We start from the raw sequence: 23,398 nt of genomic DNA, 5'->3' as shown, positions 1-23,398 counted from the left end.
ACTCTAGAAAAGTAAAGGAGGGAATTCCCTATGAGAAAGAAACTCTTTCTGACCAGTGCTGCGGTCTTGTGGGCAGTAACAGCTATGAATAGCGCCCATGCAGCAACTGATGTTCAAAAAGTCATCGACGAAACCTATGTCCAACCTGAATATGTCCTAGGTTCATCATTGTCTGAAGATCAAAAAAATCAAACCCTTAAAAAACTAGGCTATAATGCCTCAACAGACACCAAAGAACTCAAGACAATGACACCTGATGTCTATTCTAAGATTATGAATGTGGCCAATGACTCTAGCTTACAGTTGTATTCATCAGCCAAGATTCAAAAGCTAGGTGACAAGTCGCCACTTGAGGTCAAGATTGAAACACCAGAAAATATCACTAAGGTGACGCAGGATATGTACCGAAACGCAGCCGTAACCTTGGGTGTGGAACATGCCAAAATTACTGTAGCAGCCCCTATTCCAGTTACAGGTGAGAGCGCCCTAGCAGGGATTTACTATTCGCTAGAGGCTAATGGAGCCAAGGTGCCACAAGCCAACAAAGAGTTGGCTCAAGAAGAGCTAAAGGCTTTGTCCGATATCAATGCTGAAAACAAGGACAAAACTGGCTATGATGCTAATAAATTAAATGTTGCCCTAGCCGATATCAAGTCAGGACTCGCCAAAGCTAAAGAAAGTAAGGGAAATCTGACGGAGGAAGATGTCCGCAAAATCGTTGAAGATACCTTAAAAAATTACAAACTCGATCAGGTTATAACAGGAAACCAAATCAATATCATCATCAATTTTGCTTTGAATCTCTCAAAAAGTGATATTCTTAGCAATACAGACTTCACTAAAACTCTAAATGACCTGAAACAAAGCATCGTATCACAAGCTGGCGATAGTTTTAAAAATATCAACCTTAACTTTGATGCTGATAAGGCGCTAGAGGACGGTGGGAACTTCTTAAGTTCCCTCTGGCAAGCCATTGTCAACTTCTTCAAGAGTTTTGGTTCTTAAGAAATTTCATGGTATAATAGATGGTAACCCTAACGTTGCCGTCTTTTTTGTCGGCCAATAGAAAGAGAAAATAATGTTAAAGAAAAATGATATTGTAGAAGTTGAGATTGTTGACTTGACCCATGAAGGGGCAGGAGTTGCCAAGGTGGATGGTTTGGTATTTTTTGTTGAGAATGCTTTACCGAGTGAAAAAATCCTTATGCGTGTCCTCAAGGTCAATAAAAAGATTGGTTTTGGGAAAGTTGAAGAATACCTTATCCAGTCACCACATCGTAATCAAGATCTAGATTTGGCTTACCTGCGTTCAGGAATCGCTGATTTAGGTCATCTTGCTTATCCAGAACAGCTCAAGTTTAAAACTAAGCAAGTCAAGGACAGTCTATACAAGATTGCTGGAATTGCTGATGTAGAGGTTGCTGAAACACTTGGTATGGAAAATCCAATCAAGTACCGCAACAAGGCACAGGTGCCTGTTCGTCGAATGAATGGTATCTTAGAAACTGGATTTTTCCGTAAGAATTCCCACGATCTCATGCCACTGGAAGATTTCTTTATCCAAGATCCTGTGATTGATGAGGTAGTAGTAGGTCTACGTGACTTGCTCCGCCGTTATGATTTGAAACCTTATGATGAAAAGGAACAATCTGGCTTGATTCGAAACCTTGTGGTACGTCGTGGGCATTACTCAGGACAAATCATGGTTATTTTGGTAACAACTCGACCTAAAGTTTTCCGTGTTGACCAATTGATTGAACAATTAACCAAGCAGTTCCCAGAGATTGTGTCGGTTATGCAAAATATCAATGATCAGAACACCAATGCAATTTTTGGTAAGGAATGGCGCACACTTTATGGACAAGACTTTATTACTGACCAGATGTTGGGAAATGACTACCAAATCGCTGGACCAGCATTTTACCAAGTCAATACTGAAATGGCTGAGAAACTCTATCAGACAGCCATTGACTTTGCTGAATTAAAAGAAGATGATGTGGTCATTGATGCCTATTCTGGTATCGGGACGATTGGCCTCTCTGTTGCGAAACATGTCAAAGAAGTCTATGGTGTTGAAGTAATTCCAGAAGCGGTTGAGAATAGTAAGAAGAATGCTCAACTGAACAATATTTCAAACGCCCACTATGTCTGTGATACAGCCGAAAATGCCATGAAGAATTGGCTTAAAGATGGAATTCAACCAAGCCTTATCCTAGTGGACCCACCAAGAAAAGGACTCACTGAGAGCTTTATCAAAGCAAGTAGCCAAACAGGAGCAGACCGCATTGCCTATATCTCCTGTAATGTTGCAACCATGGCGCGTGATATCAAACTCTACCAAGAATTGGGATATGAATTGAAGAAAGTCCAGCCGGTTGACTTATTCCCTCAAACTCATCATGTTGAGTGTGTGAGTTTGTTAGTGAAACGCAGTTAATCCTCAAAAGATTCACTGAATCTTTTGAGCTCCGTAGACGCATCATGTTGAGTGTGTGGCTTTACTGGTAAAAGCCTAGAAACCTTTGAACGAAAGGAATAATAGACTTTCTGAGAAACAAAATATAATACAATAAAACTATGAATTCTGAAGCAAGTCAGCAATTAAGCGATAGCCGTTTCAAGAGCCTTGTAGGTGTTCAGCGCACGACTTTTGAAGAGATGTTATCTGTGTTAAAAACAGCTTATCAACGTAAACGCGCAAAAGGTGAACTAAAACCCAAATTAAGCCTAGACGATCTCCTCATGGTAACTATTCAATACATGCGAGAATAGCGCACTTATGAACAAATTGTGGCTGATTTTGGCATTCACGAAAGCAACTTAATTCGTCGGAGTCAATGGGTTGAAGCAACTCTTATTCAAAATGGTTTTAGGATTTCAAATTCTGCCTTAATTCTGTAAAAACAGTAAAATTCGAAGGATTGTAAGGTAAGAGTTTTTTTCTTTCTGAAAAAATGGTATAATAGCAATCAAAACTAGAAAATAAAACGGAATTTGGAACAGATTTGTCTGTATCCTAGTAGAGTGGTGATACTATGAAGATTAGTAAGAGGCACTTATTAAATTATTCCATCTTGATTCCCTACTTGCTTTTATCTATTTTGGGCTTGATTGTGGTCTATTCGACCACTAGTGCTATTTTAATTGAAGAAGGCAAGAGCGCCTTGCAATTGGTTCGAAACCAAGGAATCTTTTGGATTGTTAGTTTGATACTGATTGCCTTAATTTATAAATTGAGACTAGATTTTTTGAGAAATGAGCGACTAATCATTTTAGTTATATTGATAGAAATGCTTTTATTGTTCTTGGCTCGTTTTATTGGTATTTCCGTAAACGGGGCATACGGTTGGATTTCGGTTGCAGGAGTAACTATTCAGCCAGCTGAGTACTTAAAAATCATTATTATTTGGTATTTGGCTCACCGATTCTCCAAACAGCAAGAAGAAATAGCTATTTATGATTTTCAAGTTTTGACTCAAAATCAATGGCTTCCTCGTGCTTTTAATGATTGGCGATTCGTTCTCCTAGTTCTGATTGGAAGTTTGGGAATTTTCCCTGATTTAGGGAATGCGACTATTTTAGTCTTGGTTTCCTTGATTATGTATACAGTTAGTGGAATCGCTTATCGCTGGTTTTCAACCATTCTGGCGCTCGTATCTGCCGCTTCTGTCTTTTTCTTGACCACTATCAGCCTAATCGGTGTTGAGACCTTTTCAAGAATTCCAGTATTTGGCTATGTAGCCAAGCGCTTTAGTGCCTTTTTTAATCCTTTTGCCGATCGTGCGGATGCGGGTCACCAGTTATCTAATTCTTATTTTGCCATGGTCAATGGTGGTTGGTTTGGTCTAGGTCTTGGGAACTCGATTGAAAAACGAGGTTATTTACCAGAGGCTCATACAGACTTTGTCTTTTCTATCGTGATTGAAGAATTTGGCTTTGTTGGTGCCAGTCTTATTTTAGCTCTCTTGTTTTTCATGATTTTGCGGATTATCTTGGTCGGTATCCGAGCGGAGAATCCTTTCAATGCCATGGTTGCACTCGGTGTCGGAGGGATGATGTTGGTTCAGGTATTTGTCAATATCGGAGGGATTTCGGGCTTGATTCCATCTACAGGAGTAACCTTTCCCTTCTTATCCCAGGGTGGAAATAGTCTTCTAGTCTTATCAGTGGCAGTGGCCTTTGTCTTAAATATTGATGCCAGTGAAAAACGCGCTAAGTTGTACCGAGAATTGGAAAATCAAACAATGAACCTTCTGTGAAGTAGAATAAAGAAAGGATAGTCTATGTCTCTTCAAAAATTAGAAAATTATAGTAATAAAAGTGTTGTGCAAGAAGAAGTATTGATTCTAACAGAATTGCTGGAAGATATTACTAAAAATATGCTTGCCCCAGAGACCTTTGAAAAAATCATGCAGTTGAAAGAATTATCAACGCAGGAAGATTATCAAGGTCTAAACCGTCTAGTGACTAGCTTATCAAATGATGAAATGGTCTATATTTCACGCTATTTCTCTATCTTGCCTCTTTTGATTAATATTTCAGAGGATGTGGATTTAGCTTATGAAATCAATCATCAAAATAATATTGATCAGGACTATTTAGGTAAATTATCAACAACGATCAAAATGGTTGCTGAAAAAGAAAATGCCGTTGAGATCCTAGAACACTTGAATGTTGTCCCTGTTTTGACAGCCCATCCAACACAAGTGCAACGCAAAAGTATGTTGGATTTAACAAATCATATTCATAGTCTTTTGCGTAAATACCGTGATGTTAAGTTGGGGTTGATCAATAAAGAAAAATGGCACAATGATTTGCGCCGTTACATCGAAATTATCATGCAGACAGACATGATTCGTGAGAAAAAATTAAAAGTGACTAACGAAATCACGAATGCTATGGAATACTACAACAGTTCCTTTTTGAAAGCTGTACCTCATTTGACGACGGAGTATAAGCGCTTAGCGCAAGCCCATGGTCTGGATTTAAAACAAGCTAAACCAATCACCATGGGTATGTGGATAGGTGGTGACCGTGATGGAAATCCCTTTGTTACAGCAGAGACCTTGAAGCAGTCTGCACTCACTCAGTGTGAAGTCATCATGAACTACTATGATGAAAAGATTTACCAACTTTATCGTGAATTTTCTCTTTCAACTAGCATTGTCAACGTCAGCAAGCAAGTCAGAGAAATGGCTCGTCAATCCAAGGATAACTCGATTTACCGCGAAAAAGAGCTTTACCGTCGTGCCTTGTTTGATATTCAATCAAAAATTCAAGCAACTAAAACCTATCTGATTGAGGATAAGGAAGTTGGGACTCGCTATGAAACCGCCAATGATTTCTACAAGGATTTGATTGCCATTCGAGATTCTCTACTAGAAAATAAGGGCGAGTCCTTGATTTCAGGTGATTTTGTGGAATTATTGCAGGCAGTAGAGATATTTGGTTTTTACCTAGCATCAATTGATATGCGACAAGACTCTAGCGTCTATGAAGCCTGTGTGGCAGAACTCTTGAAATCAGCAGGAATTCATTCTCGCTATAGCGAGTTGAGCGAAGAAGAAAAGTGCGATCTTCTCTTGAAAGAGTTAGAAAAAGATCCCCGAATTCTTTCTGCGACTCACGCAGAAAAATCAGAATTATTAGCAAAAGAACTAGCTATTTTTAAGACGGCTCGTGTTTTGAAAGATAAGTTGGGAGATGATGTCATCCGTCAGACCATCATTTCACATGCTACCAGCCTTTCTGATATGCTAGAATTAGCTGTCCTATTAAAAGAAGTAGGACTGGTGGATACGGAAAGGGCGCGTGTTCAGATTGTTCCCCTTTTTGAAACAATTGAAGACTTGGATCATTCAGAGGAAACAATGAGAAAATATCTTTCTCTTAGCCTTGCCAAAAAATGGATTGCCTCACGAAATAACTACCAAGAAATCATGCTTGGCTACTCTGACAGTAATAAAGATGGCGGTTACTTGTCATCATGTTGGACCCTCTACAAGGCTCAACAACAATTGACTGCTATTGGAGATGAATTTGGCGTTAAGGTTACCTTCTTCCATGGTCGTGGTGGTACTGTCGGTCGTGGTGGTGGGCCAACCTATGAAGCCATCACATCCCAACCGCTCAAGTCTATCAAGGATCGTATCCGCTTGACGGAGCAGGGTGAAGTAATTGGGAATAAATACGGTAACAAAGACGCCGCTTACTATAACCTTGAAATGCTAGTATCGGCAGCTATTAACCGTATGATTACTCAGAAGAAGAGCGATACCAACACCTCAAATCGTTATGAAGCCATTATGGATCAAGTAGTGGATCGTAGTTACGATATCTACCGTGATTTGGTCTTTGGTAATGAGCATTTCTATGATTATTTCTTCGAGTCAAGTCCAATCAAGGCTATTTCAAGTTTTAATATTGGTTCTCGTCCAGCCGCTCGTAAGACGATTACTGAAATCGGTGGTTTGCGTGCCATCCCTTGGGTCTTCTCATGGTCACAGAGTCGTGTTATGTTCCCTGGATGGTACGGGGTTGGTTCAAGCTTCAAGGAATTTATCGATAAAAATCCAGAGAATATTGCTATCTTACGAGATATGTACCAAAATTGGCCTTTCTTCCAATCGCTTCTTTCAAATGTTGATATGGTCTTGTCAAAATCAAATATGAATATTGCTTTTGAATATGCTAAACTTTGTGAAGACGAGCAAGTTAAGGCCATCTATGAGACTATTTTAAATGAATGGCAAGTTACCAAGAACGTTATCTTGGCTATTGAAGGACATGACGAACTCTTAGCTGACAATCCATATCTAAAAGCTAGTCTGGATTACCGTATGCCTTACTTTAATATTCTCAACTATATTCAGTTAGAGTTGATTAAACGCCAACGTCGTGGAGAATTGTCTAGTGATCAAGAACGATTGATTCATATCACCATCAACGGAATTGCGACAGGCTTGCGTAATTCAGGCTAATCATTTTCAAAAGTGAAGATGAAAAAAATTCTAATAGACTATTGACAAGTAGTTTAAAAATGATATAATTTAACCATTCAGAAAAGTAATCGTACAAACTTTCAAGAGAGTCTGTGGTAGCTGAAAACAGATAAGTGGCGATGATGAAAATTGGGCTGAATGCTATTTAGAATTTGAAATCATAAAAATTCGGTGAGCACACCTTACAGTGCATCTTGTTATTGCGAGACAGAGCGATAGGGAAATTCCCTATAATTGAGGTGGTACCGCGCATCGACGTCCTCACACAAGTTTTTTGTGTGAGGACTTTTTTGATGGAGGTTAGTATGGAAAGAAAACGATGGCGTCGCTTGTTTATACTCAATGAAAATCAAAGTACAAACTAGGAAGCTAGCCGCAGGTTGCTCAAAGCACTGCTTTGAGGTTGTGGATAGAACTGACGAAGTCAGTAACCATAGCTACGGTAAGGTGAAGCTGACGTGGTTTGAAGAGATTTTCGAAGAGTATTAGATAAGTGAAGTATTTTAAAGGAATTAAAAAGGAGAAACAGAATGAAAAATAAACGTTTAATTGGAATTGTCGCTGCATTAGCAGTCCTAGTAGCAGGAAGCTTGATTTACTCTTCAATGAATAAATCAGAAGCTCAGAATAATAAGGATGAGAAGAAAATAACCAAGATTGGTGTGCTTCAATTTGTGAGTCATCCATCTCTTGATTTGATTTATAAAGGGATTCAAGCTGGACTTGCAGAAGAAGGATATAAAGATGACCAGTTGAAGATCGACTTTATGAACTCAGAAGGTGACCAAAGTAAGGTTGCGACAATGAGTAAACAATTGGTTGCAAATGGCAATGACCTTGTGGTTGGTATCGCAACACCAGCAGCCCAAGGCTTGGCTAGTGCAACAAAAGACCTACCGGTTATCATGGCCGCTATTACTGACCCAATCGGTGCTAACTTGGTTAAAGATTTGAAAAAACCAGGTGGCAACATTACAGGGGTATCTGACCACAATCCAGCTCAACAACAAGTTGAACTCATCAAGGCTCTGACACCGAATGTGAAAACAATCGGAGCTCTTTACTCAAGTAGCGAAGACAATTCAAAAACACAGGTCGAAGAATTTAAGGCTTATGCTGAAAAAGCAGGTCTGACAGTGGAAACATTTGCAGTTCCTTCAACAAATGAAATTGCCTCAACTGTTACTGTTATGACTAGCAAGGTAGATGCTATTTGGGTTCCAATTGATAACACTATTGCATCAGGATTTCCAACGGTTGTCTCTAGCAATCAAAGTTCTAAGAAACCAATTTATCCAAGTGCCACAGCTATGGTAGAAGTAGGTGGTTTGGCATCAGTTGTAGTTGACCAACATGACCTTGGTGTGGCAACTGGAAAAATGATTGCACAAGTCTTGAAAGGTGCGAAACCAGCTGATACCCCAGTCAATGTCTTTTCAACTGGTAAGTCAGTCATCAATAAAAAAATAGCACAAGAACTAGGTATTACGATTCCTGAGTCTGTTCTCAAAGAAGCAGGACAAGTCATCGAATAAATAAGGTAGGGAGGAGGAAACTCTTCCCATTTTTTAAAAAGATGAATATAGAAAGGATTAAATAAAATATGATTGTTTCCATTATTTCTCAAGGATTTGTCTGGGCTATTCTAGGTCTGGGAATCTTTATGACATTTAGGATTTTAAACTTTCCAGATATGACGACAGAAGGTTCCTTCCCTCTTGGCGGAGCTGTTGCTGTCACTCTGATAACCAAAGGCGTGAACCCTTTTTTAGCGACACTTGTTGCTGTAGGAGCAGGTTGTTTGGCTGGTATGGCAGCAGGACTTCTTTATACAAAAGGGAAGATCCCCACCTTGTTATCAGGGATTTTGGTGATGACTTCCTGTCATTCTATCATGCTCTTGATTATGGGACGTGCAAATTTAGGCTTACTTGGAACCAAACAAATCCAGGATGCCTTGCCTTTTGAATCGGATTTAAATCAACTCTTGACAGGTCTCATTTTTGTTAGTCTTGTCATTGCTCTCATGCTCTTTTTCTTGGACACTAAACTCGGACAAGCCTACATTGCTACAGGTGACAATCCTGATATGGCTAGAAGTTTCGGGATTCATACTGGACGCATGGAGCTTATGGGCTTGGTTTTATCAAATGGTGTGATTGCCCTTGCAGGTGCCCTCATTGCCCAGCAAGAAGGCTATGCCGATGTGTCTCGAGGAATTGGTGTCATCGTTGTGGGGCTTGCAAGTTTGATTATTGGAGAAGTTATTTTCAAGAGTTTGAGCTTGGCAGAACGTCTGGTTACCATCGTTGTAGGTTCTATCGCTTATCAATTCTTAGTGTGGGCAGTTATCGCGCTTGGCTTTAATACAAGTTACCTTCGTCTATATAGTGCAGTGATTTTAGCAGTCTGCCTCATGATTCCAACATTTAAGCAAACAATCTTGAAAGGAGCCAAATTAAGCAAATGACAGCAATTGTAGAATTAAAAAATGCAACCAAAGTCGTTAAAAATGGCTTTGATGAAGAAAAGATTATTTTAAATGATGTTTCCTTAGAAATTTTTGAACAGGATTTCATCACGATTTTAGGTGGAAATGGTGCTGGGAAATCAACCCTCTTTAACACTATTGCAGGAACCTTATCACTAACCAGTGGAACTATCCGTATTTTGGGTGAAGATGTTACCAAGTTTTCACCAGAGAAGAGAGCCAAGTATCTGTCACGTGTTTTCCAAGATCCAAAGATGGGGACAGCTCCCCGTATGACGGTGGCTGAAAATCTTTTGATTGCCAAGTTTCGTGGTGAAAAGCGTGGACTGTTTCCGAGACGTCTGGCTAGCTATAAAGATGAGTTTCAGGCAACCATTGAAAAAGTGGGAAATGGTCTTGAGAAACACTTGAATACACCGATTGAGTTTTTATCAGGTGGACAAAGACAAGCCTTGAGTCTCTTGATGGCAACCTTGAAGCGTCCTGAATTACTTTTGTTAGACGAGCATACTGCAGCTCTTGACCCAAAGACTAGTGTCGCCCTCATGGAATTGACAGATGAATTTGTCAAGAAAGATCAGCTGACAGCCCTTATGATTACTCACCACATGGAAGATGCTCTTAAGTATGGCAATCGCTTGATTGTCATGAAAGAAGGACGGATTATCCAAGATTTGAACCAAGAAGAAAAAGCAAAAATGAAAATCTCTGATTATTATCAACTCTTTGAATAAAGTAGGGAAAATGAGTGAAATAGTTTACTTTTTTTCTGAAATAAAGTATACTATATAAAGTAAACTATGATAACATGGAGGTATTGTGTATGGTTGACAAACAAGTCATTGAAGAAATCAAAAACAATGCCAACATTGTGGAAGTCATAGGAGATGTGATTTCTTTACAAAAGGCAGGACGGAACTATCTAGGGCTCTGTCCTTTTCATGGTGAAAAAACACCTTCTTTTAACGTTGTAGAGGACAAGCAGTTTTACCACTGTTTTGGTTGTGGTCGCTCTGGTGATGTCTTTAAGTTCATCGAGGAGTACCAAGGGGTTCCCTTTATGGAGGCTGTCCAAATCTTAGGTCAGCGTGTTGGGATAGAGGTAGAAAAACCGCTTTATAGTGAGCAGAAGCAAGTTTTGCCTCACCAAGCTCTTTATGATATGCACGAAGATGCAGCCAAATTTTATCATGCTATTCTCATGACAACTACGATGGGTGAAGAGGCGAGAAATTACCTTTATCAGCGTGGTTTGACAGATGAAGTGCTCAAACATTTTCGGATTGGTTTGGCACCTCCAGAACGAAACTATCTCTATCAACGTTTGTCTGGTCAGTATCGTGATGAGGATTTCCTAGATTCAGGACTGTTTTATCTTTCGGATGCAAATCAATTTGTAGACACCTTTCACAATCGGATTATGTTTCCCCTGACAAATGACCAGGGAAAGGTCATTGCCTTTTCAGGTCGTATCTGGCAGAAAACGGATTCACAAACTTCTAAGTATAAAAATAGCCGATCGACTGCAATTTTTAACAAAAGTTACGAATTATATCATATGGATAGGGCAAAAAAATCTTCTGGTAAAGCCAGTGAGATTTACCTCATGGAAGGGTTCATGGATGTCATCGCAGCCTATCGGGCTGGAATCGAAAACGCTGTGGCGTCTATGGGAACAGCCTTGAGTCGAGAGCATGTTGAGCATCTGAAAAGGTTAACCAAGAAGTTAGTCCTTGTTTACGATGGCGATAAGGCTGGGCAAGCTGCGACATTGAAAGCGCTGGACGAAATTGGTGATATGCCTGTGCAGATCGTCAGCATGCCTGATAACTTGGATCCAGATGAGTATCTACAAAAAAATGGACCAGAAGACTTGGCCTATCTATTAACGAAAACTCGTATTAGTCCGATTGAGTTTTACATTCATCAGTACAAGCCTGAAAATAGTGAAAATCTGCAGGCTCAGATTGAGTTTATTGAAAAAATAGCTCCCTTGATTGTTCGAGAAAAGTCTATTACTGCTCAAAACAGCTATATTCATATTTTAGCTGACAGTCTGGCGTCCTTTGATTATGCCCAGATTGAGCAGATTGTTAATGAGAGTCGTCAGGCGCAAAGGCAGAATCGCATGGAAGGGGTTTCCAGACCGACGCAAATCACTATGCCTGTCACCAAGCAGTTATCAGCTATTATGAGGGCAGAAGCTCATCTACTTTATAGAATGATGGAATCTCCTCTTGTTTTGAACGATTACCGTTTACGAGAAGATTTTGCATTTGATACACCTGAATTTCAGGTCTTATATGATTTGCTTGGCCAGTATGGCAATCTTCCTCCAGAAGTTCTAGCAGAGCAGACAGAGGAAATTGAAAGAGCTTGGTACCAAGTCTTAGCTCAGGATTTGCCTGTTGATATGTCACCGCAGGAACTTAGTGAAGTAGAAATGACTCGAAACAAGGCTCTCTTGAATCAGGACAATATGAGAATCAAAAAGAAGGTGCAGGAAGCTAGCCATGTAGGAGATACAGACACAGCCCTAGAAGAATTGGAACGTTTAATTTCCCAAAAGAGAAGAATGGAGTAATAATGGCAACAAAACAAAAAGAAGTAACAACATTTGACGTACAAGTAGCAGAATTTATCCGTAATCATAAGCAAAAAGGGACAGCAACAGATGATGAAATCAATGCTAGTCTTGTCGTTCCTTTTACCTTGGACGCTGATGGGATTGAAGATCTCTTGCAACGGATTCAAGATGCAGGAATTTCGATTACAGATAACGAAGGAAATCCAAGTGCGCGTGTTCTTAGTACTGAAGAAGAACCAGAACTCAGCGATGAGGACTTGATTGGGTCAACTTCGGCTAAGGTCAATGACCCTGTCCGTATGTACTTGAAAGAGATTGGTGTCGTTCCTCTCTTGACCAATGAAGAGGAAAAAGAATTGGCACTGGCTGTTGAAGCGGGTGACATCGAAGCCAAACAACGTCTTGCGGAAGCAAACCTTCGTTTGGTTGTTTCTATAGCCAAACGCTATGTCGGTCGTGGTATGCAGTTCCTTGACTTGATTCAAGAAGGAAATATGGGCTTGATGAAGGCTGTTGACAAGTTTGATTATTCTAAAGGATTCAAGTTCTCAACTTACGCAACTTGGTGGATTCGTCAGGCTATCACTCGTGCTATTGCGGACCAAGCTCGTACCATCCGTATCCCAGTTCATATGGTTGAGACCATCAATAAATTGGTTCGCGAACAGCGGAATCTCCTTCAAGAATTGGGACAAGATCCAACACCAGAACAAATCGCTGAACGTATGGATATGACACCTGATAAGGTTCGTGAAATCTTGAAGATTGCTCAAGAACCGGTATCCCTTGAAACTCCAATTGGTGAAGAGGATGATAGTCACCTTGGGGACTTTATCGAAGATGAAGTGATTGAAAATCCAGTGGATTATACAACTCGTATCGTCTTGCGTGAGCAGTTGGATGAGGTCTTGGATACTCTTACAGACCGTGAAGAAAATGTTTTGCGTCTACGTTTTGGATTAGATGATGGGAAAATGCGTACCCTTGAAGATGTGGGTAAAGTCTTTAACGTAACCCGTGAGCGTATCCGTCAGATTGAAGCAAAGGCTTTGAGAAAACTACGTCAACCAAGTCGTAGCAAACCGCTTCGTGATTTTATTGAAGACTAAGAGTGAGGATAAATATGGCTTATACAGAAGAGCAAATTGAAAACATCAAAACACGAATTTTAACAGCCTTGGAAGAAGTCATCGACCCTGAGTTGGGAATCGATATTGTCAATCTTGGTTTGATTTATGAGATTCGTTTTGACGACGACACAGGGCAAACAGAGATTGATATGACTTTGACAACTATGGGATGTCCTCTAGCAGACCTTTTGACGGATCAGATTTATGATGCTATGACAGAGGTGCCAGAAGTAACGGATACTGAGGTTAAATTAGTCTGGTATCCAGCCTGGACTGTTGAAAAAATGAGTCGCTATGCCCGCATTGCCCTAGGCATTAAGTGAACATATAAAAGCATGTGAGAGACCGCTGGAAAAGTGAGGAAATTTCCCCTCTTTTCCTCTAGTCTCTCCTTTCTTTTGCTGATTTTATTCAAAGAAAATGATATAATGGTAGTTATGGAAAAAAAGAAATTACGCATCAATATGTTGAGTTCAAGTGAGAAAGTAGCAGGACAAGGAGTTTCAGGTGCCTACCGTGAATTAGTTCGTCTTCTTCATCGTGATGCCAAGGACCAATTGATTGTTACAGAAAATCTTCCAATAGAGGCAGATGTGACTCACTTTCATACAATTGATCTCCCCTATTATTTATCAACATTCCAAAAGAAACGCTCAGGAAGGAAAATTGGCTATGTACATTTCTTGCCTGATACACTTGAGGGGAGTTTGAAAATTCCATTTTTCTTAAAGGGAATTGTCAAACGTTATGTATTTTCTTTTTACAACCGGATGGAGCACTTGGTTGTGGTCAATCCTATGTTCATTGAGGATTTGGTGGCAGCTGGTATTCCACGTGAAAAAGTGACCTATATCCCTAACTTTGTCAACAAGGAAAAATGGCACCCCCTTCCACAAGAAGAGGTAGTCAGACTGCGAACAGAGCTAGGTCTTAGTGACAATCAGTTTATCGTAGTAGGTGCTGGTCAAGTTCAGAAACGCAAAGGGATTGATGACTTTATCCGTCTGGCTGAGGAATTGCCGCAAATTACCTTTATTTGGGCCGGTGGTTTCTCTTTTGGTGGTATGACAGATGGTTATGAGCGTTACAAGAAAATGATGGAGAATCCTCCTAAAAATTTGATTTTTCCAGGAATTGTATCACCAGAGCGGATGCGTGAATTGTATGCCCTAGCGGACCTTTTCTTGTTGCCTAGTTATAATGAGCTCTTTCCGATGACGATTTTAGAGGCTGCTAGTTGTGAGGCTCCTATTATGTTGCGTGATTTAGATCTCTATAAGGTGATTTTGGAGGGAAATTATCGGGCAACAGCAGATAGAGAAGAGATGAAAGAGGCTATTCTGAAGTATCAAGCAAATCCTGCTGCCTTAAAAGACCTCAAAGAAAAGGCTAAGAATATTTCCAGAGAATATTCAGAAGAGCACCTGTTACAAATCTGGTTGGACTTTTATGAGAAACAAGCCGCTTTAGGGAGAAAGTAAAAAGTGAGGTAATCTATGCGAATTGGTTTATTTACAGATACCTATTTTCCTCAGGTTTCAGGTGTTGCGACCAGTATTCGAACCTTGAAAACAGAACTTGAAAAGCAGGGACATGCTGTTTTTATCTTTACGACAACAGATAAGGATGTCAATCGTTATGAAGATTGGCAAATCATCCGCATTCCAAGTGTTCCCTTCTTTGCTTTTAAGGATCGCCGTTTTGCCTATCGAGGATTCAGCAAGGCGCTTGAAATTGCCAAGCAGTATCAGCTGGATATTATTCATACCCAGACAGAATTTTCTCTTGGCTTGTTGGGGATTTGGATTGCGCGTGAATTGAAGATTCCAGTCATCCATACCTATCACACCCAGTACGAAGACTATGTGCATTATATTGCTAAGGGGATGTTGATTCGTCCTAGTATGGTCAAGTATCTGGTTAGAGGTTTTTTGCATGATGTGGATGGGGTGATTTGCCCGAGTGAGATTGTCCGAGACTTGCTATCTGACTATAAGGTTAAGGTTGAAAAACGAGTCATTCCAACTGGGATTGAATTAGCCAAGTTTGAACGTCCGGAAATCAAGCAGGAAAATTTGAAAGAACTGCGTAGTAAACTAGGGATTCAAGATGGTGAAAAGATGTTGCTGAGTCTTTCGAGAATTTCCTATGAAAAAAATATTCAAGCAGTTTTAGCAGCTTTTGCAGAAGTTCTGAAAGAAGAAGACAAGGTTAAACTGGTGGTAGCTGGGGACGGTCCTTATCTGGATGACCTCAAAGAGCAGGCCCAGAAACTAGAGATTCAAGACTTTGTTATCTTTACAGGTATGATTGCTCCTAGTGAGACGGCTCTTTACTATAAGGCGGCAGATTTCTTCATCTCGGCATCGACAAGTGAAACCCAAGGCTTGACCTACTTGGAAAGCTTAGCCAGTGGAACGCCTGTCATTGCTCATGGAAATCCTTATCTGGACAATCTTATCAGTGATAAAATGTTTGGAACCTTGTACTATGGAGAACATGACTTGGCTGGCGCTATTTTGGAAGCCCTGATTGCAACGCCAGATATGAATGAGCATACCTTATCAGAGAAATTATATGAGATTTCAGCTGAGAACTTTGGAAAAAGAGTACATGAGTTTTATCTGGATGCCATTATTTCAAATAACTTCCAGAAAGATTTGGCTAAAGATGATACGGTTAGTCAGCGTATCTTTAAGACAGTTTTGTATCTACCGCAAAAGGTGGTTGCTGTGCCTGTAAAAGGTTCTAGACGGATGTTGAAGGCTTCAAAAACACAGTTGATCAGTATAAGAGATTATTGGAAAGACCATGAAGAATAGAAAGAGGAACAGCTATGAAAAAACAATTAATGAGAAGTGGGCGTGACAAAAAGATTGCTGGTGTTTGTGCTGGAGTAGCCCATTATTTTGATATGGATCCTACTATTGTTCGCGTAATATGGGGTGTTCTTGCTTGCTGTTACGGAGCGGGAATTGTAGCTTATATCATTTTATGGATTATAGCACCTGTAGCAACTGACTATTGAAAACTAGCTCAATTCATGCTAAGATAATAGAAAATAGAATGTAACGAAGGAGAGAAAAATGGCATTTGGAGATAATGGAAATCGTAAAAAAACTATGTTTGAGAAAATAACCTTGTTTATCGTGATTATCATGCTAGTAGCAAGTTTATTGGGAATTTTTGCAACTGCAATTGGTGCCCTCAGTAATCTATAAAATAGATTCAAGAAAATTTAGTGACTGGGATTTCCCAGCCCTTTTTTAAAGTGAGAAGAAAAAATGAGTATGTTTTTAGATACAGCTAAGATCAAGGTCAAGGCTGGTAATGGTGGTGATGGCATGGTTGCCTTTCGCCGTGAAAAATATGTCCCTAATGGTGGTCCTTGGGGTGGTGATGGTGGTCGTGGAGGCAATGTCGTCTTCTTTGTAGATGAAGGTCTACGTACCCTCATGGATTTCCGCTATAATCGCCATTTCAAGGCTGATTCTGGGGAAAAAGGAATGACCAAAGGGATGCATGGTCGTGGAGCTGAGGACCTTAGAGTTCGAGTGCCACAAGGTACGACTGTGAGTGATGCTGAGACAGGCAAGGTCTTGACAGATTTGATTGAACACGGGCAAGAATTTATCGTTGCCCACGGTGGTCGTGGTGGACGTGGAAATATCCGCTTTGCGACACCAAAAAATCCTGCACCGGAAATCTCTGAAAATGGAGAACCAGGTCAGGAACGTGAGTTACAATTGGAACTAAAAATTTTGGCAGATGTTGGTTTAGTTGGATTCCCATCTGTAGGGAAATCAACACTTTTAAGTGTTATCACATCTGCTAAACCTAAAATTGGAGCCTACCACTTTACGACAATTGTGCCAAATCTAGGAATGGTTCGTACCCAATCAGGCGAATCCTTTGCAGTAGCCGATCTGCCAGGTTTGATTGAAGGGGCTAGTCAAGGTGTTGGTTTGGGAACTCAGTTCCTCCGTCACATTGAGCGTACCCGTGTCATCCTTCATATTATTGATATGTCAGCTAGCGAAGGCCGTGATCCATATGAGGATTACCTAGCTATCAATAAAGAGCTGGAGTCTTACAATCTTCGCCTCATGGAGCGTCCACAGATTATCGTAGCCAACAAAATGGACATGCCTGAGAGTCAGGAAAATCTTGAAGACTTTAAGAAAAAATTGGCTGAAAACTACGATGAATTTGAAGAGTTACCAGCTATCTTCCCGATTTCTGGATTGACCAAGCAAGGTTTGGCAACGCTCTTGGATGCGACAGCTGAATTGTTAGACAAGACACCAGAATTCTTGCTCTACGACGAGTCAGATATGGAAGAAGAAGCTTACTATGGATTTGACGAGGAAGAGAAAGCCTTTGAAATTAGCCGTGATGACGATGCGACATGGGTACTTTCTGGTGAAAAACTCATGAAACTCTTTAATATGACCAACTTTGATCGTGACGAATCAGTCATGAAATTTGCCCGCCAACTTCGTGGTATGGGGGTTGATGAAGCCCTTCGTGCGCGTGGTGCTAAAGATGGTGACTTGGTCCGAATTGGTAAATTTGAGTTTGAATTTGTAGACTAGGAGACTGGTATGGGAGATAAACCGATATCTTTCCGAGATGCGGATGGCAATTTTGTTTCCGCCGCAGACGTTTGGAATGAAAAGAAATTGGAAGAACTGTTTAATCGTCTCAATCCAAATCGTGCTCTGAGATTGGCACGAACTAAAAAAGACAATCCATCTCAGTAAAGAAGCTAAAAAATCCCGTGCCTCATCAGATACGGGATTTTGTGGTACGACGGGATGTATAGCAAACTGAATCTGGAATAGCACAGCATATCTTCTAAAATATTGTTATCAATTGATTTGAATTTCAAAATTAAATTGTTTAATTCTTATTTCACTTTGTTATAGTATATCTGATGTCAAAGTTCTCGGCGAGTCAAATAGCGATTCCCAAGCCTGACTATCGTGAGGTAGCGGATTAAAACGGTCTAGGGATAGACCGTTTTAAGTCTGATGCTGGAAATAAGAATCGTCAGAGGAAGGGATAGCGAAATCGTGGCTCTACGAACAGGAACGTGATAGTAAGGCGTATATAGTAGATAAGGGGGCTCAAAACTCTAAATTCCAAAAAGGTAGTCGTAACCTATATACATAAAGCACGAGAGTAATTGAATTCGTACTAAGATTTCCTATTTTCACTGTAACCTTTTAACGTCCTCATATCTTGTATAAACGAGGATAGATGTACGACTTATCCCGTGAGGTCTATCACTATAAAGAGAAAACGACAGATAGAAGTGATCCTGAGTCACGGTTATCTTTAAAATAGATTGTCTGATAGGATGATAGCCTGAAAACGTCTTGTTTATGAAATATAGGACGGTATGTATAAAACGCTTTTGTGAACTGAGAGAAGGGGGAGAAGTTCTTGCTAAAATTTAGTTGAACAGCCGTATTCCGATACTTAGATAAGGGAGCTAGTCTTAGCTCCTACTTGGTTTCAGGGGACAAAAAAGGGGTAATAGCGCTTCGAGAAAGATTATACTCTTCGAAAATCTCTTCAAACCACGTCAGCGTCGCCTTGCCGTATATATGTGTTACTGACTTCGTCAGTTCTATCTGCAACCTCAAAACAGTGTTTTGAGCTGCCTTCGTCAGTCTTATCTACAACCTCAAAACAGTGTTTTGAGCAGCCTGCGGCTAGTTTCCTAGTTTGCTCTTTGATTTTCATTGAATATTAGTAATTCAGTTACTAACTCGTCAACTTTGATTTATCCAATAAAATTGAAAAGGATGGAAAAAAGGTTGCATTTATGATATAATTTATTTTAAAGACCTTATTAGAAATCTTGAAAGAGTATTAAAAACTTAGAATGAGAAAAATTGTTATCAATGGTGGATTACCACTACAAGGTGAAATCACTATTAGTGGTGCTAAAAATAGTGTTGTGGCCTTAATTCCGGCTATTATCTTGGCTGATGATGTGGTGACTTTGGATTGTGTTCCAGATATTTCGGATGTAGCGAGTCTTGTCGAAATTATGGAATTGATGGGAGCTACTGTTAAGCGTTATGACGATGTATTGGAGATTGATCCAAGAGGTGTTCAAAATATTCCAATGCCTTATGGAAAAATCAATAGTCTTCGTGCATCTTACTATTTTTATGGGAGCCTCTTGGGTCGTTTTGGTGAAGCGACAGTTGGTCTACCGGGAGGATGTGATCTTGGTCCTCGTCCGATTGACTTACACCTTAAGGCGTTTGAAGCTATGGGGGCTACTGTTAGCTACGAGGGAGATAACATGAAGTTATCTGTCAAAGATACAGGACTTCACGGTGCAAGTATTTACATGGATACGGTTAGTGTAGGGGCAACGATCAATACGATGATTGCTGCAGTTAAAGCGAATGGTCGTACTATTATTGAAAATGCAGCCCGTGAGCCTGAGATTATCGATGTAGCTACTCTCTTGAATAATATGGGTGCCCATATCCGTGGGGCAGGAACTAATATCATCATTATTGATGGTGTTGAAAGATTACATGGAACCCGTCATCAGGTGATTCCAGACCGTATCGAAGCTGGAACATATATTTCTTTAGCTGCCGCAGTTGGTAAGGGAATTCGTATCAATAATGTTCTTTACGAACACCTAGAAGGATTTATTGCTAAGCTGGAAGAAATGGGAGTTCGAATGACTGTATCTGAAGACAGCATTTTTGTCGAAGAGCAGTCTAATTTGAAAGCAATCAATATTAAGACAGCTCCTTACCCAGGCTTTGCAACTGATTTGCAACAACCGATTACCCCGCTTTTACTAAGAGCGAATGGTCGTGGTACAATTGTTGATACGATTTACGAAAAACGTGTAAATCATGTTTTTGAACTAGCAAAGATGGATGCGGACATTTCGACAACAAATGGTCATATTTTGTACACAGGTGGACGTGATTTGCGTGGGGCCAGTGTTAAAGCGACCGACTTAAGAGCTGGTGCAGCTTTGGTTATTGCTGGTTTGATGGCCGAGGGACAAACTGAAATTACCAATATCGAGTTTATCTTACGTGGTTATTCTGATATTATCGAAAAATTACGTAATCTAGGAGCGGATATTACACTTGTTGAGGATTAAACCGTAGAGGTGTTTATGAATATTTGGACCAAATTAGCAATGTTTTCTTTTTTTGAAACGGATCGCTTGTATTTGCGTCCTTTCTTTTTTAGTGATAGTCAGGACTTCCATGAGATAGCTTCGAATCCAGAAAATCTTCAATTTATTTTCCCGACTCAGGCAAGTCTGGAAGAGAGCCAATATGCGTTGGCCAATTACTTTATGAAGTCCCCTTTGGGAGTGTGGGCTATTTGTGACAAGAAAACTGAAAAAATGATTGGTTCTGTTAAGTTTGAAAAGTTAGATGAAATCAAAAAAGAAGCTGAGCTTGGCTATTTTTTGAGAAAAGATGCTTGGTCGCAAGGATTTATGACAGAGGTTGTTAGAAAGATTTGTCAACTTTCTTTTGAGGAATTTGGATTAAAACAATTATCTATCATTACCCACCTTGAAAATGAAGCTAGCCAAAGAGTTGCTCTTAAGTCTGGATTTAGTTTGTTTCGTCAGTTTAAGGGAAGTGATCGTTACACAAGAAAAATGCGGGATTATGTTGAATTTCGGTATGTAAAGGGAGAAGTTAATGAGTAAACACCAAGAAATTCTAAGCTATTTGGAGGAATTACCAGTAGGTAAAAGGGTCAGTGTTCGTAGCATTTCAAACCATCTGGGAGTCAGTGATGGAACTGCCTATCGCGCTATCAAGGAAGCTGAAAACCGTGGAATTGTGGAGACCCGTCCTAGAAGTGGAACAATCCGCGTCAAATCCCAGAAAGTTGCGATTGAAAGATTAACATTTGCAGAAATTGCAGAAGTGACTTCTTCTGAGGTTCTGGCTGGGCAAGAAGGTTTAGAAAGAGAATTTAGTAAGTTCTCAATCGGTGCTATGACTGAACAAAATATCTTGTCTTACCTTCATGATGGGGGACTCTTGATTGTCGGAGACCGGACTCGTATTCAATTATTAGCGCTTGAAAATGAAAATGCAGTCTTGGTTACAGGTGGTTTTCATGTTCATGATGATGTTCTTAAACTGGCCAATCAAAAAGGAATTCCAGTTCTAAGAAGCAAGCATGACACTTTCACCGTCGCGACTATGATCAATAAAGCCTTGTCAAATGTCCAAATCAAGACTGATATTTTGACAGTTGAGAAACTTTATCGTCCAAGTCATGAATATGGTTTTCTGAGAGAGACTGACACAGTCAAAGATTATTTGGACTTAGTTCGTAAGAATCGTAGCAGTCGTTTCCCTGTTATCAATCAACATCAGGTCGTTGTTGGGGTTGTTACTATGAGAGATGCGGGTGATAAGTCACCAAGTACCACAATTGATAAAGTCATGTCTCGTAGTCTATTTTTAGTTGGATTATCAACAAATATTGCCAATGTGAGTCAACGGATGATCGCAGAAGACTTTGAAATGGTACCGGTTGTTCGGAATAATCAAACCTTGCTTGGAGTTGTGACACGACGGGATGTCATGGAGAAGATGAGTCGTTCCCAAGTTTCGGCTCTACCGACTTTTTCTGAGCAGATTGGTCAAAAACTTTCTTATCACCATGATGAAGTAGTCATTACAGTGGAACCCTTTATGCTAGAGAAGAACGGTGTTTTGGCTAATGGTGTATTGGCGGAGATACTGACTCATATGACCCAAGATTTAGTTGTGAATAGTGGTCGCAATCTCATCATCGAACAAATGCTGATCTACTTTTTGCAGGCTGTGCAGATAGATGATATATTGCGCATTCAAGCACGCATCATCCACCATACGAGACGGTCAGCTATTATTGATTACGATATTTATCATGGTCACCAGATTGTTTCAAAGGCAAATGTGACCGTTAAAATTAATTAGAAACTAGGAGAAAAAATGATAACATTAAAATCAGCTCGTGAAATCGAAGCTATGGACAAGGCTGGTGATTTTCTAGCAAGTATTCATATAGGCTTACGTGATTTGATTAAGCCTGGCGTAGATATGTGGGAAGTTGAAGAGTATGTCCGCCGTCGTTGCAAGGAAGAAAATTTCCTTCCGCTTCAGATTGGGGTTGATGGTGCCATGATGGACTATCCTTATGCTACCTGCTGCTCTCTTAATGATGAAGTGGCTCACGCTTTCCCTCGTCACTATACCTTGAAAGATGGTGATTTGCTCAAGGTTGACATGGTTTTGGGAGGTCCCATTGCTAAATCTGACCTAAATGTCTCAAAATTAAACTTCAACAATGTTGAGCAAATGAAAAAATACACCCAGAGTTACTCTGGTGGTCTTGCAGACTCTTGTTGGGCTTATGCTGTTGGTACACCGTCCGAAGAAGTCAAAAACTTGATGGATGTAACCAAAGAAGCCATGTACAAGGGTATTGAGCAAGCTGTTGTTGGAAATCGTATCGGTGATATTGGTGCAGCCATTCAAGAATACGCTGAAAGTCGTGGTTACGGTGTAGTGCGTGATTTGGTTGGTCATGGTGTTGGCCCAACTATGCACGAAGAACCAATGGTTCCTAACTATGGTATTGCTGGTCGTGGGCTTCGTCTCCGTGAAGGAATGGTCTTAACCATTGAACCAATGATCAATACCGGTGACTGGGAAATCGATACAGATATGAAGACTGGTTGGGCCCATAAGACTATTGACGGTGGCCTATCTTGTCAATATGAACACCAATTTGTCATTACGAAAGATGGTCCTGTTATCTTGACTAGCCAAGGTGAAGAAGGAACTTATTAATAAAAAGTGAAAAGACTACTGGAAGTTTATTTTGATAAAAAATCCAGTAGATCTTTTTATAATAAAATGCATTGTATCAAGCTTTTAATGCCTGGTATAATGCGTTTTTCTGATTTTAAGATTTTTTTCAACTCTGTTTGTAACCACATCATAACAGAGGATCTAGGATTCAGGGCTCTCCTCCTATATACTATTAGTAAAGCAAAACTAGGGGAGAATATTTTAGTGTCGCAATCTATTGTTCGTGTAGAGGTTTTACGATATCGTTGTTTTGGTTTTAAAAAGATAAATGGAATTCTGTTTAACGTTCGTATTGCCAATCT

Annotated in this window: 22 protein-coding genes, 1 pseudogene and 1 other annotated feature; of the genes and pseudogenes, 22 read left to right on the top strand and 1 reads right to left on the bottom strand. The window is 40.1% G+C overall.

The window, feature by feature from the left end; translation table 11 throughout:
* Positions 1 to 30 precede the first annotated feature (30 nt).
* The 18 genes and pseudogenes from HW098_RS02895 to HW098_RS02810 all read left to right on the top strand — a co-directional run bounded on the left by HW098_RS02895 (position 31) and on the right by HW098_RS02810 (position 17,972).
* Complete coding sequence (locus HW098_RS02895; RefSeq protein ID WP_176139233.1) at positions 31 to 1,005, top strand: DUF1002 domain-containing protein; 975 nt, start codon at positions 31 to 33, stop codon at positions 1,003 to 1,005.
* Between the two features lie 73 nt (positions 1,006 to 1,078).
* The gene (rlmD, locus tag HW098_RS02890; RefSeq protein WP_176139232.1) at positions 1,079 to 2,437 is read left to right on the top strand and encodes a 23S rRNA (uracil(1939)-C(5))-methyltransferase RlmD; all 1,359 of its coding nucleotides are present in this window, start codon (positions 1,079 to 1,081) and stop codon (positions 2,435 to 2,437) included.
* A 140-nt stretch (positions 2,438 to 2,577) separates the two neighbouring features.
* Positions 2,578 to 2,868, top strand: a pseudogene (locus HW098_RS02885) (transposase family protein); the annotation flags it as partial.
* 167 nt (positions 2,869 to 3,035) lie between these two features.
* Positions 3,036 to 4,259 (top strand): FtsW/RodA/SpoVE family cell cycle protein, encoded by a 1,224-nt coding sequence (locus tag HW098_RS02880; RefSeq protein ID WP_176139231.1) that lies wholly within the window; start codon positions 3,036 to 3,038, stop codon positions 4,257 to 4,259.
* Between the two features lie 24 nt (positions 4,260 to 4,283).
* Positions 4,284 to 6,980, top strand: coding sequence for a phosphoenolpyruvate carboxylase (gene ppc, locus HW098_RS02875; RefSeq protein ID WP_176139230.1), 2,697 nt, complete (start codon positions 4,284 to 4,286; stop codon positions 6,978 to 6,980).
* 69 nt (positions 6,981 to 7,049) lie between these two features.
* Positions 7,050 to 7,267 (top strand) — a binding site (T-box leader).
* Between the two features lie 76 nt (positions 7,268 to 7,343).
* Positions 7,344 to 7,490 (top strand): hypothetical protein, encoded by a 147-nt coding sequence (locus tag HW098_RS10455; RefSeq protein ID WP_000695828.1) that lies wholly within the window; start codon positions 7,344 to 7,346, stop codon positions 7,488 to 7,490.
* Between the two features lie 41 nt (positions 7,491 to 7,531).
* The gene (gene trpX / locus HW098_RS02865; RefSeq protein ID WP_176139229.1) at positions 7,532 to 8,536 is read left to right on the top strand and encodes a tryptophan ABC transporter substrate-binding protein; all 1,005 of its coding nucleotides are present in this window, start codon (positions 7,532 to 7,534) and stop codon (positions 8,534 to 8,536) included.
* A gap of 68 nt (positions 8,537 to 8,604) precedes the next feature.
* On the top strand, positions 8,605 to 9,471 hold the full coding sequence (locus HW098_RS02860) for an ABC transporter permease (RefSeq protein WP_176139228.1): 867 nt from the start codon (positions 8,605 to 8,607) through the stop codon (positions 9,469 to 9,471).
* Positions 9,468 to 10,226: an ABC transporter ATP-binding protein gene (locus tag HW098_RS02855; RefSeq protein WP_020901797.1), complete on the top strand. Its 759-nt coding sequence runs from the start codon at positions 9,468 to 9,470 to the stop codon at positions 10,224 to 10,226. The genes HW098_RS02860 and HW098_RS02855 overlap by 4 nt, the downstream gene beginning before the upstream one ends.
* 89 nt (positions 10,227 to 10,315) lie before the next feature.
* Positions 10,316 to 12,076: a DNA primase gene (gene dnaG, locus HW098_RS02850; protein WP_176139227.1), complete on the top strand. Its 1,761-nt coding sequence runs from the start codon at positions 10,316 to 10,318 to the stop codon at positions 12,074 to 12,076.
* A gap of 2 nt (positions 12,077 to 12,078) precedes the next feature.
* Positions 12,079 to 13,188: an RNA polymerase sigma factor RpoD gene (gene rpoD, locus HW098_RS02845; RefSeq protein ID WP_000201907.1), complete on the top strand. Its 1,110-nt coding sequence runs from the start codon at positions 12,079 to 12,081 to the stop codon at positions 13,186 to 13,188.
* Positions 13,189 to 13,202: 14 nt separating this feature from the next.
* Entirely contained in the window at positions 13,203 to 13,532 is a 330-nt protein-coding gene (locus HW098_RS02840; protein WP_176139226.1) for a metal-sulfur cluster assembly factor, read from the top strand.
* Between the two features lie 33 nt (positions 13,533 to 13,565).
* Complete coding sequence (cpoA, locus tag HW098_RS02835; RefSeq protein WP_176139225.1) at positions 13,566 to 14,690, top strand: alpha-galactosylglucosyldiacylglycerol synthase; 1,125 nt, start codon at positions 13,566 to 13,568, stop codon at positions 14,688 to 14,690.
* A gap of 15 nt (positions 14,691 to 14,705) precedes the next feature.
* Positions 14,706 to 16,031, top strand: a complete 1,326-nt coding sequence (locus HW098_RS02830; RefSeq protein WP_176139224.1) for a glycosyltransferase family 4 protein — start codon at positions 14,706 to 14,708, stop codon at positions 16,029 to 16,031.
* A 29-nt stretch (positions 16,032 to 16,060) separates the two neighbouring features.
* On the top strand, positions 16,061 to 16,237 hold the full coding sequence (locus HW098_RS02825) for a PspC domain-containing protein (RefSeq protein ID WP_176139254.1): 177 nt from the start codon (positions 16,061 to 16,063) through the stop codon (positions 16,235 to 16,237).
* Positions 16,238 to 16,295: 58 nt separating this feature from the next.
* Positions 16,296 to 16,430, top strand: coding sequence for a DUF4044 domain-containing protein (locus HW098_RS02820; RefSeq protein ID WP_000863859.1), 135 nt, complete (start codon positions 16,296 to 16,298; stop codon positions 16,428 to 16,430).
* A gap of 63 nt (positions 16,431 to 16,493) precedes the next feature.
* Positions 16,494 to 17,804, top strand: a complete 1,311-nt coding sequence (gene obgE / locus HW098_RS02815) for a GTPase ObgE (protein ID WP_176139223.1) — start codon at positions 16,494 to 16,496, stop codon at positions 17,802 to 17,804.
* 9 nt (positions 17,805 to 17,813) lie between these two features.
* Positions 17,814 to 17,972: a hypothetical protein gene (locus tag HW098_RS02810; protein WP_007284777.1), complete on the top strand. Its 159-nt coding sequence runs from the start codon at positions 17,814 to 17,816 to the stop codon at positions 17,970 to 17,972.
* Between the two features lie 817 nt (positions 17,973 to 18,789).
* Here the strand turns inward: HW098_RS02810 and HW098_RS10450 are convergent.
* On the bottom strand, positions 18,790 to 18,960 hold the full coding sequence (locus HW098_RS10450) for a chlorohydrolase (protein WP_240149448.1): 171 nt from the start codon (positions 18,958 to 18,960) through the stop codon (positions 18,790 to 18,792).
* Between the two features lie 142 nt (positions 18,961 to 19,102).
* Here HW098_RS10450 and HW098_RS02800 point away from each other — a divergent pair, with 142 nt between their 5' ends.
* Genes HW098_RS02800 through HW098_RS02785 form a run of 4 tightly spaced genes read left to right on the top strand, consistent with a single transcriptional unit; the run spans position 19,103 to position 23,075 of the window.
* Positions 19,103 to 20,362: a UDP-N-acetylglucosamine 1-carboxyvinyltransferase gene (locus tag HW098_RS02800; protein ID WP_176139222.1), complete on the top strand. Its 1,260-nt coding sequence runs from the start codon at positions 19,103 to 19,105 to the stop codon at positions 20,360 to 20,362.
* A gap of 15 nt (positions 20,363 to 20,377) precedes the next feature.
* A complete protein-coding gene (locus tag HW098_RS02795) occupies positions 20,378 to 20,929 on the top strand; it encodes a GNAT family N-acetyltransferase (RefSeq protein ID WP_176139221.1) in 552 nt (183 codons plus the stop codon).
* Positions 20,922 to 22,199 carry a CBS-HotDog domain-containing transcription factor SpxR gene (gene spxR / locus HW098_RS02790; RefSeq protein ID WP_000033820.1) on the top strand — a complete coding sequence of 426 codons (1,278 nt, stop codon included), beginning with the start codon at positions 20,922 to 20,924 and terminating at the stop codon, positions 22,197 to 22,199. Before HW098_RS02795 ends, spxR begins: the two co-directional genes overlap by 8 nt.
* Positions 22,200 to 22,214: 15 nt before the next feature.
* On the top strand, positions 22,215 to 23,075 hold the full coding sequence (locus HW098_RS02785; RefSeq protein WP_084953909.1) for a methionyl aminopeptidase: 861 nt from the start codon (positions 22,215 to 22,217) through the stop codon (positions 23,073 to 23,075).
* Positions 23,076 to 23,398: the final 323 nt, after the last annotated feature.

This window comes from Streptococcus sp. 1453, from assembly GCF_013276955.1.
In the GTDB taxonomy this organism is placed as follows: Bacteria; Bacillota; Bacilli; order Lactobacillales; family Streptococcaceae; genus Streptococcus.
The sequence above is the reverse complement of the archived record's forward strand: the minus strand, read 5'-3'. Positions and strand labels throughout refer to the sequence as shown.